General features: G+C 64.6%; 16 protein-coding genes and 2 pseudogenes. 9 read left to right on the forward strand and 9 right to left on the reverse strand.

Translation table 11 applies throughout. The features are described 5' to 3' along the window. Positions 1–405 precede the first annotated feature (405 nt). The 8 genes and pseudogenes from J7S20_RS06035 to J7S20_RS06070 all read right to left on the reverse strand — a co-directional run. A complete protein-coding gene (locus J7S20_RS06035) occupies positions 406–1,635 on the reverse strand; it encodes a type II restriction endonuclease (protein WP_284053307.1) in 1,230 nt (409 codons plus the stop codon). Continuing rightward, positions 1,632–2,147, reverse strand: coding sequence for a very short patch repair endonuclease (locus tag J7S20_RS06040; protein WP_347709219.1), 516 nt, complete (start codon positions 2,145–2,147; stop codon positions 1,632–1,634). The genes J7S20_RS06035 and J7S20_RS06040 overlap by 4 nt, the downstream gene beginning before the upstream one ends. Beyond that, positions 2,089–3,339, reverse strand: coding sequence for a DNA (cytosine-5-)-methyltransferase (dcm, locus tag J7S20_RS06045; RefSeq protein ID WP_284053309.1), 1,251 nt, complete (start codon positions 3,337–3,339; stop codon positions 2,089–2,091). The genes J7S20_RS06040 and dcm overlap by 59 nt, the downstream gene beginning before the upstream one ends. 120 nt (positions 3,340–3,459) lie before the next feature. Then, a complete protein-coding gene (gene mobF, locus J7S20_RS06050) occupies positions 3,460–6,258 on the reverse strand; it encodes a MobF family relaxase (protein ID WP_284053310.1) in 2,799 nt (932 codons plus the stop codon). Further along, on the reverse strand, positions 6,258–8,066 hold the full coding sequence (locus J7S20_RS06055) for a type IV secretion system DNA-binding domain-containing protein (protein WP_284053311.1): 1,809 nt from the start codon (positions 8,064–8,066) through the stop codon (positions 6,258–6,260). The genes mobF and J7S20_RS06055 overlap by 1 nt, the downstream gene beginning before the upstream one ends. Beyond that, the gene (locus tag J7S20_RS06060; RefSeq protein ID WP_284053312.1) at positions 8,063–8,428 is read right to left on the reverse strand and encodes a ribbon-helix-helix protein, CopG family; all 366 of its coding nucleotides are present in this window, start codon (positions 8,426–8,428) and stop codon (positions 8,063–8,065) included. The genes J7S20_RS06055 and J7S20_RS06060 overlap by 4 nt, the downstream gene beginning before the upstream one ends. 180 nt (positions 8,429–8,608) lie before the next feature. Next, a complete protein-coding gene (locus J7S20_RS06065) occupies positions 8,609–8,935 on the reverse strand; it encodes a hypothetical protein (RefSeq protein ID WP_284053313.1) in 327 nt (108 codons plus the stop codon). A gap of 65 nt (positions 8,936–9,000) precedes the next feature. Continuing rightward, positions 9,001–9,639 (reverse strand): annotated as a pseudogene (locus J7S20_RS06070) (magnesium chelatase domain-containing protein); the annotation flags it as partial. Between the two features lie 104 nt (positions 9,640–9,743). On the opposite strand from J7S20_RS06070, the gene J7S20_RS06075 reads away from it, so the two are divergent. The 9 genes and pseudogenes from J7S20_RS06075 to J7S20_RS06115 all read left to right on the forward strand — a co-directional run bounded on the left by J7S20_RS06075 (position 9,744) and on the right by J7S20_RS06115 (position 14,899). Further along, complete coding sequence (locus J7S20_RS06075; protein WP_284053314.1) at positions 9,744–10,028, forward strand: hypothetical protein; 285 nt, start codon at positions 9,744–9,746, stop codon at positions 10,026–10,028. A gap of 89 nt (positions 10,029–10,117) precedes the next feature. Continuing rightward, positions 10,118–10,252, forward strand: coding sequence for a 50S ribosomal protein L34 (rpmH, locus tag J7S20_RS06080; RefSeq protein ID WP_109806156.1), 135 nt, complete (start codon positions 10,118–10,120; stop codon positions 10,250–10,252). A 17-nt stretch (positions 10,253–10,269) separates the two neighbouring features. Continuing rightward, positions 10,270–10,575 (forward strand): annotated as a pseudogene (gene rnpA, locus J7S20_RS06085) (ribonuclease P protein component); the annotation flags it as partial. Continuing rightward, positions 10,572–10,784: a membrane protein insertion efficiency factor YidD gene (gene yidD / locus J7S20_RS06090; protein WP_284053315.1), complete on the forward strand. Its 213-nt coding sequence runs from the start codon at positions 10,572–10,574 to the stop codon at positions 10,782–10,784. The pseudogene rnpA and the gene yidD, both read left to right, overlap by 4 nt. A 37-nt stretch (positions 10,785–10,821) precedes the next feature. Continuing rightward, positions 10,822–12,543 (forward strand): membrane protein insertase YidC, encoded by a 1,722-nt coding sequence (gene yidC / locus J7S20_RS06095; RefSeq protein ID WP_284053316.1) that lies wholly within the window; start codon positions 10,822–10,824, stop codon positions 12,541–12,543. A gap of 12 nt (positions 12,544–12,555) precedes the next feature. Next, positions 12,556–13,197, forward strand: a complete 642-nt coding sequence (gene yihA, locus J7S20_RS06100) for a ribosome biogenesis GTP-binding protein YihA/YsxC (RefSeq protein WP_284053317.1) — start codon at positions 12,556–12,558, stop codon at positions 13,195–13,197. Positions 13,198–13,352: 155 nt separating this feature from the next. Continuing rightward, complete coding sequence (locus tag J7S20_RS06105) at positions 13,353–14,003, forward strand: DUF4893 domain-containing protein (protein WP_284053318.1); 651 nt, start codon at positions 13,353–13,355, stop codon at positions 14,001–14,003. A gap of 57 nt (positions 14,004–14,060) precedes the next feature. After that, entirely contained in the window at positions 14,061–14,726 is a 666-nt protein-coding gene (locus J7S20_RS06110; protein ID WP_284053319.1) for a glutathione S-transferase family protein, read from the forward strand. Next, positions 14,723–14,899: a glycine zipper domain-containing protein gene (locus J7S20_RS06115; protein WP_284053320.1), complete on the forward strand. Its 177-nt coding sequence runs from the start codon at positions 14,723–14,725 to the stop codon at positions 14,897–14,899. The genes J7S20_RS06110 and J7S20_RS06115 overlap by 4 nt, the downstream gene beginning before the upstream one ends. Positions 14,900–14,903: 4 nt before the next feature. On the opposite strand, the gene J7S20_RS06120 is transcribed toward J7S20_RS06115, so the two are convergent. Continuing rightward, positions 14,904–15,347 (reverse strand): cupin domain-containing protein, encoded by a 444-nt coding sequence (locus J7S20_RS06120; RefSeq protein ID WP_284053321.1) that lies wholly within the window; start codon positions 15,345–15,347, stop codon positions 14,904–14,906. Positions 15,348–15,350 lie beyond the last annotated feature (3 nt).

Consider the following 15,350-nt stretch of genomic DNA (forward strand, 5'->3'; position numbering starts at 1 on the left):
ATGAGATGATGTCGTTCGGATATGCATATAACGTATGCACAATGTACGAGGAAAACCCCGTAGCCATAAGCGATGCCTACATCCACACAATGTGCGCCTATCTGTCATCGAGCGATAATCTGTCTGCCGACTCACTCTACATGGTATTCAAGAGTCTTATGCTTGCATGAGCCATAATGGTTCATTGTGAAATGAGGCGCCAACATGCTGCCTCTCGTCAAGCCCCCCAAATTCTCGTCAAGCTGTTCGAAGGGTCGTCTATGCGGTCGATCAGCGGAGTTGCCGACGTTTAGATCAACACCGCGTGATCGCGCGGATCAATTCCGATGCTCCGGCACCTAAGCCGCGCGGCTCCTACAAAAGCTAGCGGCCTAAATTTCGACACCACCTGCTCTTATCACGCGTTTATAAGGGCAGAAGCCGCACGTCGCCGATGAAGCTTTCTAGCGTCTGCAGGTGCGGTCGAACGTCCTTAGGAAACGTATCGACGATACCCGCCGGCACCACGAGTTGCACACCGGCATGGGTCATTTCACGGAACTGCGACTCCGAAACACCCTCCTGCAACGTCAACAGGTGCTTTGCAGGAATTCGGTCAGCCTCGTTGAGGATTTGCCGCCAGCGATCCTTGCACGTTGTCTTGACTGCTAACATTCGAAGCCGATCGGCTGGGAAGCTCATATCGCGATACGCGGCGACCGAAGGGAACAGAAAGTCGGGCCGCTTCCCAGGTTCGGACTCCGGCTGATGCGCGAAGTGCATGCCCTCAACCAGCCGCTCCTCTATGAAGATCGCCCGGGTATGCAGCTCCAGCGATCGGCCGGATCGGGCCTTACGGCGCTGGAGAACGGTCTGTGCGCGGGCAATGAAGTCGTCCACAGTTGCGAAGCCAGCTTGAATGAAGGGCAATTCGATCGCCTGCTCCACGCTGCGAAAAATCTCGAACTCGCAATCGCGACGGCGCATCAGCCGTTTATCGGGGTCGAGGCAGGCGTCGGCGCGCAGCTCGACTGCCCTACGGATGATGTCGGCCCCGGTCGGGAACTTCGCCCGCCATGCCGTCGGAATCTCGTCATCGGCCAACCAGCAGCTCGCTCGCACAGGCGGTGGCTGTAACAGACCGAGCAATCCGCCCTGCACTGATGGCCACAGCGCCCACTTGCCGGGCTCTACCGGCCCGATGCGGTCCTCTACCAGATCTTCTTCTGTCTCATGCCTACAGACCCAGACGTGGCAGTCAGGAATCTTCGGCGGCTCTGGCCTGTTGAATGCGAAGATGGTCAGCGCGCCGGTACTTTCCGGATCGAGCAGCGCCGACGCCTGACCGCCGAAGTTAGTTAGCCGCGTCTCGTTGCGTCCACTCTTCGGATTGCCGTGCAGTTTGTTGTTGTACCAGACCGCCCTAACCTGCTGATGATCGGGGTGGGAATCGACGTAAAGATCGAACCACACGTCCGGGTTCTTTACGGTCGGCCGATTGAGCGTCGGGAAGAAGTCGAAAAGCACATCTCGTGGGACGTAAGGTCCTGCCTGGTGGCTTTCGTTCGCCAGCGTATCGTTGCCCGATAAGCGTTTGACATACCAAACGAATCCTGATCCGCAATATTCGTCCAACCATTCGACAAGATCACTCACCGGCACGGTCCGCCCCCCCTGATCTCGCCCTCGCGTCGATCGGATTGCAACCAGTCAGCGGCAAGCGACACAACGGCATCGGCCCCGATCCGGCCGGAGCCCTTCATCGCGCATTCCCAGATTTTCAGCACGCGCCATCCGGCTTGGTCAAGCGAGACCTCCACCTCCGCATCGCGCTCTCGGTTGCGCCCGATCTTCTGCCGCCAGAACTCCTGCCGTGTGCCGGGCCACCGGAACAACGGGCAATCGTGTGCGTGCCAAAAACAGCCGTGAATGAAGATGACCGCGTGCCAGCGCGGCAGCACCATGTCGGGCTTGCCGGGGAGCGCGCAATCGTGAAGCCGGAACCGGAAACCGACAGCGTGAAGCCCCCGTCGCACCACTAACTCGGGCTTGGTGTTCTTGCCCTTGATACTGGCCATCATGCGGCTGCGCGTTGCCGCATCAACTATGTCACCCGGCAAGAGGCAGCTTCCGCTGGAGCTGTTCCGGCTCGATCTCGGAGCGATCAATCAGCCACGGCAGCATATGCTCGGCGACAGCCTTCACCACTGGCACCACGACGGCATTGCCAAACTGGCGATAGGCCTGCGTGTCCGACACGGGGATGATGAAATCACGCCCACTTGGCTCATCGAATCCCATCAGCCGGGCGCATTCGCGCGGTGTCAGGCGGCGGGGATTGTCGCCCTTCTGCTCAACGAGGATTTCCGACCCGTCCTTGTAATATCGCGCCGACAGGGTGCGGGCGACGTCGTTCGGCCCGACCAAGCCAAATCCAAAACCGTTCCCAGCCGCTTTGTGCTTTGCGGCATATCCCTGCAGATAACGCCAGAGGTGATCGGTCAGGGTGTATTTTTCTGAAACCGAGGCGATGTTGCCGCGCGTGTAAGGTGGGTCGAGCTCCTCGGTGCCGTCCTCGGGATGAAGAATGGTGCCGAGCTTCGGCCCGTTCAGCGGGTCGGGCAGCACGAAGTCGGCAAAGGTGAAGTCGTTCGGATCGCGGAAGCCGACGATGAAGATGCGCTCGCGCTGCTGGGGCACGAACGACTTAGAATTGATGACCTTCCAATGTACCTGATAGCCCAGCTCGGAGGTCAGCGTGCGGTGAATCACCTCGAATGTCCGGCCCCTGTCATGGTTGACCAAATTCTTCACGTTCTCCAACAAGAACGCGCGCGGGCGATGATGCTCGATGATCTTTGCCACGTTGAAGAACAGGGTGCCCTGTGTTTCGTCGGCGAAGCCGTGCGGCCGGTTAAGCGCGTTCTTCTTCGACACCCCTGCGATCGAAAACGGCTGACAAGGGAAGCCCGCCAGCAACAAGTCGTGCGCGGGAATGCTTTTCACCGGCACTTTGGTTATGTCGCCGGCGACCTCGTGCTCGCACTCGTAATTGGCTAGGTAAGTTTTCTGCGAGTAGCGGTCCCATTCGCTGGTGAATACGCATTCGCCCCACTCATCGAAGCCTCGGCGCAGGCCACCGATACCCGCGAACAGGTCGATGAACCGAAAGGCTTTGCGATGCGGCCGCACCGCCCTACTCTCCCGGATCATCCCATCGAGTAGCTTGAGGGCCGCTCGACGGGGCGGAACGTCGCCCTTCTCCCACCGATATACAGTTCGGCGCGAGAAGCCGGAACTCTCAGCGAACGCATCGACGCTGATGCCCGCGCTTGTGCGAAGGCGGGAAAACTCTGACACGTTAGAACGCAAGCAGCACCTCTGGGACAATTTGTGCCACTGTGGCCTAGCAATTCCCTACGTGCAAGAACAAAAAGAGAAGGTCGATGCTTGTTGCGGCGCACAACAGGCTCGGAAGGATTAGGCGTCGATCGCGAAGCCTCCAATCACAACGGGCTCGGGGACCGTTAGCGCCGCCGCTCCCGTCTTGACCAGCATCTCGTCAATGGCACCAACCTGCGCGCCATCTCGCCCCTCGATCACAGCTACAAGCCGCTTGCGGTCGTCGGTATAGATGGACGCGTGCTTCTTTGCTCGCGACACGGCGACATAGGCGAGGTTGGCGTCGACGTTGCGGCGGAACGATTTCAGGTGCACCATAACCCGATCGCACGTTGCCCCTTGCGCGGCATGGATGGTGGACACCCAGGCGGGACGGATGTGGCGGTCGGCGACGTTGGTCATGTCGAGGGTCTGGCGCTTGCCGCCCTTCATGCCGACCACGACCAGCCCCTCCTTCACGTCGATCGCGAGCACCTCGGCGGTGCGCCCGTTGAGGCGCTTGGCGGCATAGTTGTTGCGGGTGAACTGGATGCGGTCGCCGGTGCGCAGTTCCTTTTCGACCTCGGCGAAGGCGTCTGCCTGGGCGCCGCTGCCGTCGCCGGGGAACCAGAGGAACGGCTTGTCCTCGGGGTCGAGCAGGCGGACGGTGCCGGCCTCGGCGTCGACGGCCTCGACACGATAGCCGGTGTTGCGGCGCGGCGCGCCGTCCTCGCCGCCTTGGCGGAACGTCAAAACGGTGCCGGGACGGTAGCTGGCGGCACGGGCGCGCTGGGCCTCGGTCAGCCCGAGCGATTCGAGCACGAGCACGGTCATCGCGCGTGTCCCCAGCGTGCCGTCCCGGACCAGCTCGGCGCGGATGGCGTCGGTGAGCGCCTGACGGCCCTCGCGGGTCGGATCGAGGACGAGCGTACGGGCGCGCTCCTGCCGCGACAGGCGCGCGAAGTCGCGGGCGAGCCGCGCGCGCCGCACGTCGTCGTCGGCGTGCTGGATGACCTCGCCGCCTCCATCATCAAGCGCGACGAAGGCGGTCTCGGCATCGCCGGCGAGCAGATGCTCGACCGCGCGGCGGGTGTCGGGGTTGGACTGGCGGACGATCTCGGCGAGCTTGTGGGTTTCCATGCCGGCGTCCTGGAGCTGGCCGAACGCGCGGCCTGCGGCGACGCTGCCCAATTGCTTCACGTCGCCGACCAGCACGACGCGCGCGCGCTGGTTCTGCGCCTGGGCGAGCAGCGCCTCGGTGTCGCGGGCCCCCGACATGCTGGCCTCGTCGACCATCCAGATTTCGGGCTTGGGTGGCCCGCATGGGGTCGTGGTGGGTCCGGTGGTGAGCATCAAAGCGACGGTCATCGGCTCGGCCCCGATCGCGCGCGCCAGTTCCTCAGCGGCTGTCGCCGTGGGAGCGAGCGCGCGGACGGTGTGGCCGCGCGCCTTGGCGGCTTCGGCATAGACACGCAGCACCGTGGTCGTCTTGGCGGTGCCGGCGCTGCCCTGCACGCCGGCAACGCTGTTGGTGGAGACGAGCAGCGCCTTGGTGGCGGCGCGCTGTCCGTCCTTCCATGCGTGGCCCATCTTCGCGGACGCGGCCTCGGCGCGGGCGACGATGGTGGCCGCGTCGAAATGGTCGGCGAGCGGATCGAGCGTGCCCCGTCCGGCGCGTTCCAGCCCGAGCATCCGCTCCTCGGTAGCGATGGCGTCGCGGGTGGTGAAGCCGACGACACCGCGCGCCATGCCGGGGGCGGCGCGGATGACGATGTCCTGGATGCGCTCGGCACGGGCGATGGCGGCGACGATATCGCTGGGGAAGGCCTTGCCGAAGGCGTGGTCGCCGGCTTCACGTTCAAGCGCGGCAGCGGCGAACACCGCGTGGCGCTCGCCGATATGGGCGGTGGCCCAGGCGACGGCCTGGTCGGCGACGCGCATCCTGGCGCGGGTGCCGGGGCTGGCCTCGGCCGCGCGGGCCTCGGCTTGGGCGACGAGGGTGCGGCGCACGTCCTCGGTGAAGCCCAGGGCATGGGCGCGCTCGCGCCATGCGGCGGTAAGCTGGCGATGGTCGACGGCTTCCTTGGGCGCGCGGGTATCGAGCGCGACGACGGCCTTCTCGGCTGCGGTCGCGCTGGCGCGGGACTGTCCGCGCGAGTCGAGCGCCGCCTCGATCTGGCGGGAGCGGTTGGAGAAGGCCTCGTGGACCTCGGGCGTGATGGCGTCGATTTGGAACAGCCCGTTCTCGCCGGTGATCGTGACGGTATAGCCCAGACGCTGCGCCTCGGCCGCGAGCTGCTGGTGATAGACGGCGCCGACCGCCATCTGGAGCGCGTAGAGGGGTTGCGTCTCGGCGCTGCGCCATGTGCCGTCGTCGTCGCAGGTGGCGTTGAGGATGACGCAGTGGGTGTGGACCTGCGGGTCGGGCACCTCCTCGGTCTCGCGGGCGGTGAAGTGCGGGAAGGTGGCGATGGCGAAGCTGTTGGTCGCGACCCGCTCGACGGTCTTGCCGTGACGGATGCGAGTGACGGCCGCGTGCCGCTCGGCATAGTCGAGCGCGACCCGGACGGCGCGGTCGTGCGCGTCGAGCAGGCGCCGGTCGCCCGCGACCAGCGCCGCGACCGATACGGACTTGGGTGCGGAACACGTCAGGTCCCATCCGGGGCGATGCTGGCGCTCGCCATGGCGGACGGTGCCGAGCACGGTGCCCTCGGGCAACCTGCCGTGGAGCATGTCGGCGAAGGTGTCCGGCTCGACTTCGCCGCGCAGGCCCAGCTTCGCGGCGCCGCGCCCGTGCCATGCGGAGGGAGCCTTGGCGTCGCCGACATAATAGTCATCCGCCTCGTAATAGCCGAGGGCGTCGTCGGGGTTGGTGAGCTCCTTGAGGGTGGCGACCATCAGCAGGGTCCTGCCATGAGCCAGTCGTCGCCGTCCTCGATGCGAGCGGGTGCCGGCGCGGCGTCGTCCGGTGCCGGGGCGATGTCGGGCATGATGATGGGGGCCGGCACCCATGCGGGCGCGATGGGCGGGAGGGCCGGTCCCTGGTCGATGGTGATCTTGGCTAGGGGCGAACCCGACACGCGCAGGAAAGCCTGGCCGGTCTTCAACGCCATGACCTCACTGTCGAGGATGAGCGACTTGCGCTCGCGGTGCAGCGCGAACGAGCCGCGCTCGCCCTTGGCCTTGTCGTCGAGCGATTCGGTCGTGCGCTGGTTCTCGACCTCGACCTGGCCGCACAGCTCGACCGCCCATGTCGCGGTGGCATGGTCGCCGACCGCCATGATGAGCTGGGTCGCGGTCTGCCCCGTGATGATGTGGACGCCCTCCTCGCCGTATTTGTCGCGGAGCTGGGCGACCGACTGGAAGGCGATGGTGATGGCCGCGCCGTATTTTCTCCCCTCCGGGAACAGGGTCATCAACGAGGTGATAGGCGGCAGCGAGGGCAGCTCGTCGAGGAAGAGCCAGGCCCGGCACGGCGCGTCGGTGCCGCGCTGGAGGATGGCGGCTGCGGCCGCGTCCAGCCATGCGGTGACCACGGGCAGGCCAGCGTCACGGTAGCGGCGCGGGGCGGTGAGGAAGATCAGGGGCTTGTCCCCCTCGTGCTGGTCGAGGGCGGCGTAGAACGCATCGAAGCTGAACGGTTGCGCCGACATCGGCACGGCCGCGAGCATGGCGACGATGCGGGCGGGTTGGCTGAGCATGAAGGCGACGCTGGAGCTGGCCTTCTCGGCCCCCGGTTCGAAAGCGCGCGCGGCTTCGGTTCTGGCGACGAGTTCGCGTAGCTCGTCCACGTTGGCGACGGTGAGCGTGGTGGCGAGCTGGTGGAGGTCGGTGCGGCCCTCGCGCACGAAGCGGTAGATGATGCGGGCGATGACGGCGCGCGCCTGCTCATACCAGATATCGTTGTCGCTGCGTCCCTTGGGGAGCGGTAGCAGAATGGCGGCGAGCCGATAGGCGTCGGCCGGGTCGGCGATGTCGGCCAGCGGATTCCAGCGGGCGGTCCTTGCGTCCCAGACATTGAGGATGATGTCGCCACGCTCCGGGCGGTAGAAACTGCGGATGTAGGAAGTGTCGGGGTCGTAGAGGAGCGCGTGTTCGCCGCGCGCGGCGATCTGGCGGACGAGGCCGCGCAAGGCGGTCGACTTGCCCGACCCGGACTGACCGACCGCGAGCAGGTGCCGGGTCTCGTTCGCGGGCGGAATGGGCACGCCGCCCAACTCGATGGGGGTGCCGTTCTTCCGTGCCCATGCGAGCAGCGATGCCAGCTCCTGCGCCGTCACCATACGGTTGCCGCGCTTCACCTGGTCGCGTGCCGCCTCGCGTGACGCCCTGACCCACTGGCGCGCCAGCAACGCCGGGATGCCGATCGCGAACAGCACGGCGAGCGGCACGCCGATATAGCCGAGCCTGTGCAGCATCCCGGTCGCGGCGACCTGTTCCGGGGACGGCACCGCCTCGAACCCGGTCGGCATGGTCTGCTGCGCCCGCAGCATCGCGGCCGGGTTAAGATGCTGGTTGATCTCATGGCGCAGCCACGCTTGCGCCAGCACCCGATCCCCCACACGGGTGGTCGTCCAGGTGAGCACGGCACCGAGCACCATGCCGAGCAGCCCGCCCAGCGCCGCGACGCGCAGCAGCGTCAGGACCGCGTTGGAACGGTGCGCCTCGATGACGCGGCCCCGGCTTGCCTCAAGCGCGCGGCTCATGGCTGCACTACGCGCGCGACATTGGGGGCGAGCTGTTCGACGAACGGCCGCTGCTGCTCCTGCGGTAGCATCTTGAGCGCGTGGAGGCGGGTCGTTGCGTAGGCCGCGAACGCGTTCACCGCCGCGTGCTCGCTGGCCTCGCTGCACGCGTCGACCTTGACGGCGAGGCGGGCGAGCGCGTCGAGGATGCGGTCCATCAGCGGGTCGATGGCGGGGACGCTCGGCTGCGGGGTGGCGAGCGCCGCTGCCAGCAACTCGCGCAGGACATCGGCGCGGCTCATCTTGGCGCTGGTCGCGCGCTGGTCGATGGCCTTGACGAGGCTGTGGTCGAGCCTCACTTGGACGGGAACGGTGACGGACATAGGCGTCTCGGTGTCTCGGGATTAATACAATTTATTCTCAGTGACTTATCTGCTCGCGCATACAGGGCGATACAGCTAGGGATCTGAGAACGCTGGCGGGTTTGCGCTGCACGGGTGCGTGAGGTGTGAATTCCGAAACTCGGATGCGAAGCATCCTCGCGGAGCGACTCCACACGATTGCTAGCGCCGGTCGGTCAGGAGGTGGGCGTCGAAGAACGACGGCTCACGCTCTTCGGTCGGTTCAACGTAATCGTTGTTTGCCCAAGGCTGACGCGAGGCGAAGTAAAGCGCGGTCGGCTCCGTATTCGTGTTCGCGGCGGTCGACTCGTCCCGGCAAGTCGAATTGCGCAGCGTCCCAAGGACCTCGACTGCGCGCCGGTCCAGGTCGTTCCGGCTGACCAGGAACTCGTCTGGAAACGAGGGGTGCTGCGGGTCCACCGTCAGCCAGTAGCCGCCCCCCCCATCCCGGAGGACCACCTCATATTTCACAAAAAGATTCTGGCTCATAGAAAGCTCCACCATTCTGCCGGCACAGATCGTGGCCGACTCGAGGGTGTAGCTTTATTTCACCTCAGCAGATTATGGCCGCCCGCCGCCGCGATCTCGAGCGCGCGCTTCGCGGTCTCCTGCCCCTTCACCTGTTTCAGGTCCGGGCCGATAGCCGGCAGTTCAGCCTCGCCGGGCGCCGGGGCTGCGAGCAATTGATCGCCCTTGAAATGATTGAGCAGTCCGATCAGGTCGGACGCCGCGATCACCTCCACCGATCCGGCCCAGGCGGCCTCCGCGCCCTGCGCTGCCGGACATACCAGTCCCTTGTCCACGGAACCGGCGTGCAACGCCGCCAGAAGAACGCCCGGCGACGGCGCTACCCGTCCGTCGAGGCCAAGTTCGCCGACAACGACATATTGCGACAGCGTTTCCGCATCGACAACGCCCATCGCCGCGAGCAGCCCCAGCGCGATTGGCAGATCGTAATGCGAGCCTTCCTTCGGCAGGTCGGCGGGCGACAGATTGACGGTGATCCTTTTGGGCGGCAGCGAAAGGCCGATCGCCGCCATCGCCGCGCGCACGCGTTCCCTGCTTTCCGCTACCGCCTTGTCGGGCAGTCCGACGACGACGAAGGCGGGCACACCGGGCGCCACCTGAACCTGCACCTCTACGGCGCGCGCTTCCAGGCCAAGATAGGCTACCGTCGATACGATCGCGACCATGCATTCCCCCCAACCGGCTTATGCATAACGGCTTTTCGCCGACAGGGAACCATCCGTCGCCTCCGCGTCTTGCGAATCTAACACAGTGGCACCAGATAGGATCAGTGCCCCGTACCCCGCGTCCCAACACCATTGCCCGGATCACGCTGCTCTGCCTCGGCGTGATCGTGATGCTCGCCTCTCCCCTGGTCGGCGCGATTCCGGGGCCGGGCGGAATCTTTGTCTTCGCGGCCGGACTAATCCTCGTTCTGCGTAATTCGCTGCTCGCGCGGCGCCTGTTCGTGCGCGCCAAGCATCGCTGGCCAAAGCTGGGCCATGTCGCCGAGCACGCGCTGCAACGGCGCAGCTTCAAGCGGCGACGCGCGCGCGACCGGAAATCTGCGCGTTGACTTGGACGCCCACCTCGCTTATGGCCTCGCGCAACGTGGTCGTCCTGTTGGGGCGACCCTTTTCTATTCAGAATTCGTAAGGATGAACGATGAAGCGGACCTTTCAGCCGAGCAACCTCGTGCGTGCACGTCGTCACGGCTTCCGCGCGCGGATGGCGACCCCGGGCGGCCGCAAGGTGATCCGGGCGCGCCGGGCGCGCGGTCGCAAGAAGCTGTCGGCGTAAGCGGACTCAAGAAGCGTAGCGAATATCTGGCGGCGAACCGCGGCAAGCGGGCGCCGATGCCGGGTTTCGTTCTGCTTGTCCATGATCGCGCCGATGGCGACCCGTCGATCCGGGTCGGCATTACCGTATCGAAAAAGGTGGGAAACGCCGTCGTCCGCAACCGGATGAAACGGCGTTTTCGCGCACTTGCGCGGGACATTCTGCCCGAACGTGGCATTGCCGGCGCCGACCATGTGCTGATCGGCCGACAGGGCGGCATAGAGCGCGACTGGTCACGGCTTCGCGCCGAACTCGGCAAGGCGCTGGGAAAGATCGCGCGATGATCGCGAAACTGCTCATCCTGCTGGCAAGATTATGGCAACTCGGCCCCTCGGCGATGATGCCGCCGACGTGCCGCTACTCGCCATCCTGTTCGGCCTATGCAATCGAGGCACTTCGCCGCTATGGGGCGCTGAAGGGGAGTTGGCTCGCCATCCGGCGGATCGCGCGCTGCCATCCATGGGGCGGGTTCGGGCACGATCCGGTGCCATGATCCCAGCCGCTCGGGGCAAAGTCATTCGGGGAACGAAGTGAAAGACGAACAGAAAAATCTCGCCATCTTCGCGGTGATCGCCGCCGCGCTGCTGTTCGCGTGGCAGCCGATTGTCAATCGCTTCTTTCCGTCCAACCCGAAGCCCACGACCGTCGAAAGCGGCGTCAAGGAAAAGCCCGCGCCCAACCCAAAGGCCGATCCGACCGCCGACGCGCCCAAGGCGCTGCGCGACCGCAAGGCGGTTCTTGCGTCGACCCCGCGTATCCCGATCCGGACGCCCAGCCTGCAGGGTTCGATCAACCTGAAGGGCCCGCGCATCGACGACCTCGTCCTGTCCGACTACAAGCAGACCGTCGCGAAAAACTCGCCGCCGATCCGTCTGCTATCCCCGGCAGGTGCTGAGAAATCCTATTTCGCCGGATTCGGCTGGCGCAGCGACGGCATCAAGGCGCCCGGCCCCGATACGGTCTGGAAAGCGCAGGGTGACGTCCTTTCGCCCGGCAAGCCGGTAACGCTCGAGGCCGATAACGGTCAGGGTCAGCGCTTTCGCATCACCATCGCGGTCGACGACCAATATATGTTCACGATCAAGCAGACGGTCGCGAACACCGGCGGCGGACCGGTTCAGGTACGTCCCTATGCACTGGTAAATCGCAGCGGCGAATCGGCCGACAAGGATACCTGGACGATCCACACCGGGCCGATGGCAGTACATGACGGCGCGGCCGATTACGATATCGATTTCAAGGATTTGAAGGACGCGCCCGCCAAGTTCGACACGACCGGCGGCTGGCTGGGCTTCACCGACAAATACTGGCTGACCGCGCTCGTCCCGGATCAATCCTCGGCGACCAGCGCGCAGTTCCGCTCCGGCGCGAACGACACTTTCCAGGCCGATTACACACCGGCCTCTCCCGCCCTGCTCCAGCCGGGCCAGCAGACCAGCTACACCTCGCGCTTCTTTGCCGGCGGCAAGGAAGTCTCGGTACTCCAGCACTATCAGAATGACGGCCATATCGCGCTGTTCGACAAGGCGATCGACTGGGGCTGGTTCGAAATCGTCGAAAAGCCGATCTTCTATTATCTCGACTGGCTGTTCCGCCATATCGGCAATTTCGGCGTCGCGATCATCCTGCTGACGCTCACGATCCGTGGTTTGATGTTCCCGATCGCGCAGCGCCAGTTCCGCTCGATGGCCGGCATGCGGGCGATCCAGCCGAAGATGAAGGCGTTGCAGGAACGCTATAAGGACGACAAGCCGCGCCTCCAGCAGGAGATGATGCAGCTTTACAAGGATGAAAAGGTCAATCCGCTCGGCGGCTGCGCCCCTACCCTCCTTCAGATCCCGGTGTTCTTCGCGCTGTACAAGGTGCTCCAACTGACGATCGAGATGCGTCACCAGCCGTTCGTCCTGTGGATCAAGGACCTGTCAGCACCCGACCCGCTGACGCCGGTAAACCTGTTCGGGCTGCTGCACTTCACCCCGCCGCACATCATCGCGATCGGCGTTATTCCGATCCTGCTCGGCATCTCGATGTTCTTCCAGTTCCGCCTCAACCCGGCGCCGATGGACGACACGCAGAAGCAGATTTTCGGCCTGATGCCGTGGGTGCTGATGTTCGTGATGGCGCCGTTCGCGGTTGGTCTGCAGATCTACTGGATCACCTCGAACCTGGTGACCATCGCGCAGCAACAATATCTGTACAGCCGCCATCCGCAGCTGAAGAAGCAGAAAGAGGAAGCGAAGGCGAAGGCATGATGGGGAACCGTCATGGCTGACGCCTTCGATCCGGACCTGATCGAGCGCGCGCGCAAGACCTTCGCAGGGCCGGTCGCGTTTCTTAAGTCGGCGCCGCAGCTTCAGCACCTGCCCGATCCGCAGGTGCCCGAGGTTGCGTTCGCCGGCCGATCGAACGTCGGCAAGTCTTCGCTGCTGAACGCGCTTACCGGGCGCAACGGGCTTGCGCGTACGTCGGTCACGCCGGGACGCACCCAAGAACTCAATTTCTTCGACGTGGGCGAACCGCTCGCTTTCCGGCTGGTCGACATGCCGGGATACGGCTTTGCCAAGGCGCCCAAGGATGTCGTCAAGAAATGGCGTTATCTGGTCAATGATTTCCTGCGCGGTCGCGCGGTCCTGAAGCGCGCGCTTGTGCTGATCGACTCGCGTCACGGCATCAAGGATATCGACCGCGAAATCCTCGACATGCTCGACCAGGCGGCGGTGAGCTACCGGATCGTTCTGACGAAGGCCGACAAGGTGAAGGCAAGCGCGCTGGCCGAGGTTGCCGAACGCACTGCTGCGGAGGCACGCAAGCGCCCTGCCGCGCATCCCGACATCCTCGCCACGTCGAGCGAAAAGGGCATGGGCATCGCCGAGCTGCGCGCGGCTGTCGTCGAAGCAATCGGTTAAGCGCGCCGGCGCTTTGCCTCTGCAAACGAACGCTTGGCCGCAAAATGGCAGGGTTTCCGCGCCTTCCAGAGGCCCGGCTGCGAAAAATTAACGTTTCGTTTACCAGTCGATCTTAACTTTTCGGTAACGCGAACCCGTGACCGAAGGATCGGCAGATGCGCCCCCGAATTCTGATATTCTCACTGGCGGCAATGCTCGCCGCCTGTGCCCAGACGACCACCCGGTCCGTCGCAACACCGGCCGCGGAAGAACCCGCGCAGCCGGCATGGCGCTCGATCGCCAAACCCGAAGACGCGACCATGCTCGACGGGCTAGACGAAATCTGGTCCACCGGCCTCGCATTCGCGACCGAACATTCACCGGCCAAGGTGAAGGCCGAGGGCGCCATGATCGAACCCGGCGCGGCACTGGATCATCCGGCGTTGCCGCCCGGCTCCTATCGCTGCCGCGTCATCCGCATCGGCCGTTATGCCGACAAATCAGGATTCAAGAGCTTCCCGCCCTTCTTCTGCCATGTAAAGAGCGCCGGCCCGGATCAGCTGACTTTCCTCAAGCAGACGGGGACCGACCTGCCGAGCGGCTGGCTCTACCCGGACGGGGACAAGCGTTATGTCTTTCTCGGTGCGCAGCAGGACGAACCGGGCGACAATTCACTCGCCTATGGCCGTGACCGCAGTCGTGACATTGCAGGCTTTGTCGAACGTGTCGGGCCGTTCGAATGGCGGCTGGTCGTGCCGCACCGCGACCCCGACGGGCTCGATATCTATGCGCTGACCCCGGTTCCGCCGAATCAGCAACCGGACTGAGTGCCGATACGCCCGGCTCCGTTGCCCCGGCTGCTGCGGAACGGTATCAGCGACGGCATGCTAAAACTCATCATCGGCAACAAGGCATATTCCTCCTGGTCGCTGCGCGGCTGGCTGGCCGCGAAACAATCGGGCCTCCCGTTCGAGGAAGTGGTCGTTCCGCTTTACGATGATGAATGGGATCGCCGGCGCGAGGGCGATGAATTCGCGCCATCCTCGGGCAAGGTTCCGATCCTTTGGGATGGCGATGCCGTGGTCTGGGACAGTCTCGCCATCATCGAATATCTCGATGACAAGTCTGGCGGGCTGAAATTCTGGCCGCAGGGAGACGCCGCGCGCGCGATGGCGCGATCGATGGCGGCGGAAATGCATTCGAGCTTTCCGGCGCTGCGCCGCCAGCACCCGATGAACATCCGCCAGACCTTCGAACCGAAAAAGCCGGAACCCGAAGTCATCGCCGAACTGACCCGCATCATGGAGCTGTGGGCGCAGGCGCGCGCCCGGTTCGGCGGCGAGGGCGAGTTCCTGTTCGGCGAATTCGGGGCTGCCGACATCATGTTCGCGCCGGTGGTGACGCGAATCGTCACCTATTCGCTGCCCGTCGCGCGCTTTGCCCCGGCCTATATGCAGGCCGTCATCAGCCACCCCTTCATGCAGGACTGGATTGCCGCTGCCCAGGAAGAGGACTGGGTGATCGAACAATATGAGCAGCCGACACGGTGAAGCGCCGCAAGGACAAGCTGGCCACCGGCATGGGCCTGGGCATCGCCATCGGAGCCGGCATCGGCGTCGCGATGGGCAATATCGCGATCGGTGTCGCCATCGGCGTCGCGCTGGGCGCAGCCTTCGGCACCAGCGCAGGCGAGCAGGACGACAAGAAGAACGACGAGGACTGAGGTCCTAGAAGCTGCTGCCGTCCTTATGGACGAACCGGCCATCGGTCAGGTGCATATCGATGTCGGGATAATGGCAATCGGTCTGCGAAGCCCTGCCTACCGCGATAAACGCGCAATCGGCGCCGCTGCGGTTTTGCAGAACATGCCCGTTACCATCGCCCTTCGGAAAAGCGGCACAATCACCTGGAAGCATGACGGTTTCTCCGGCATCGTCGACCAGCACCGCCTCTCCGGAAAGCATGACGACGAATTCGTCCTCGCCCTCATGCCAGTGCCGCTGCGACGACCATGCACCGGGTTTCAGCACAACATGGCTGACACCGAAATCGTCGATACCGCTCGCGGGTGCCAGCCGCCGGTACCAGCGGCCCTGCACGGGCAACGCATAATCGCCCGGATATCCGGTCGCATTGCTTTGCGGGATTGTATCGAGATCAAGCTTGGGCAATGC

The sequence above is a fragment of the Stakelama marina genome (assembly GCF_018122655.1).
Taxonomy (GTDB): domain Bacteria; phylum Pseudomonadota; class Alphaproteobacteria; order Sphingomonadales; family Sphingomonadaceae; genus Sphingomonas; species Sphingomonas marina.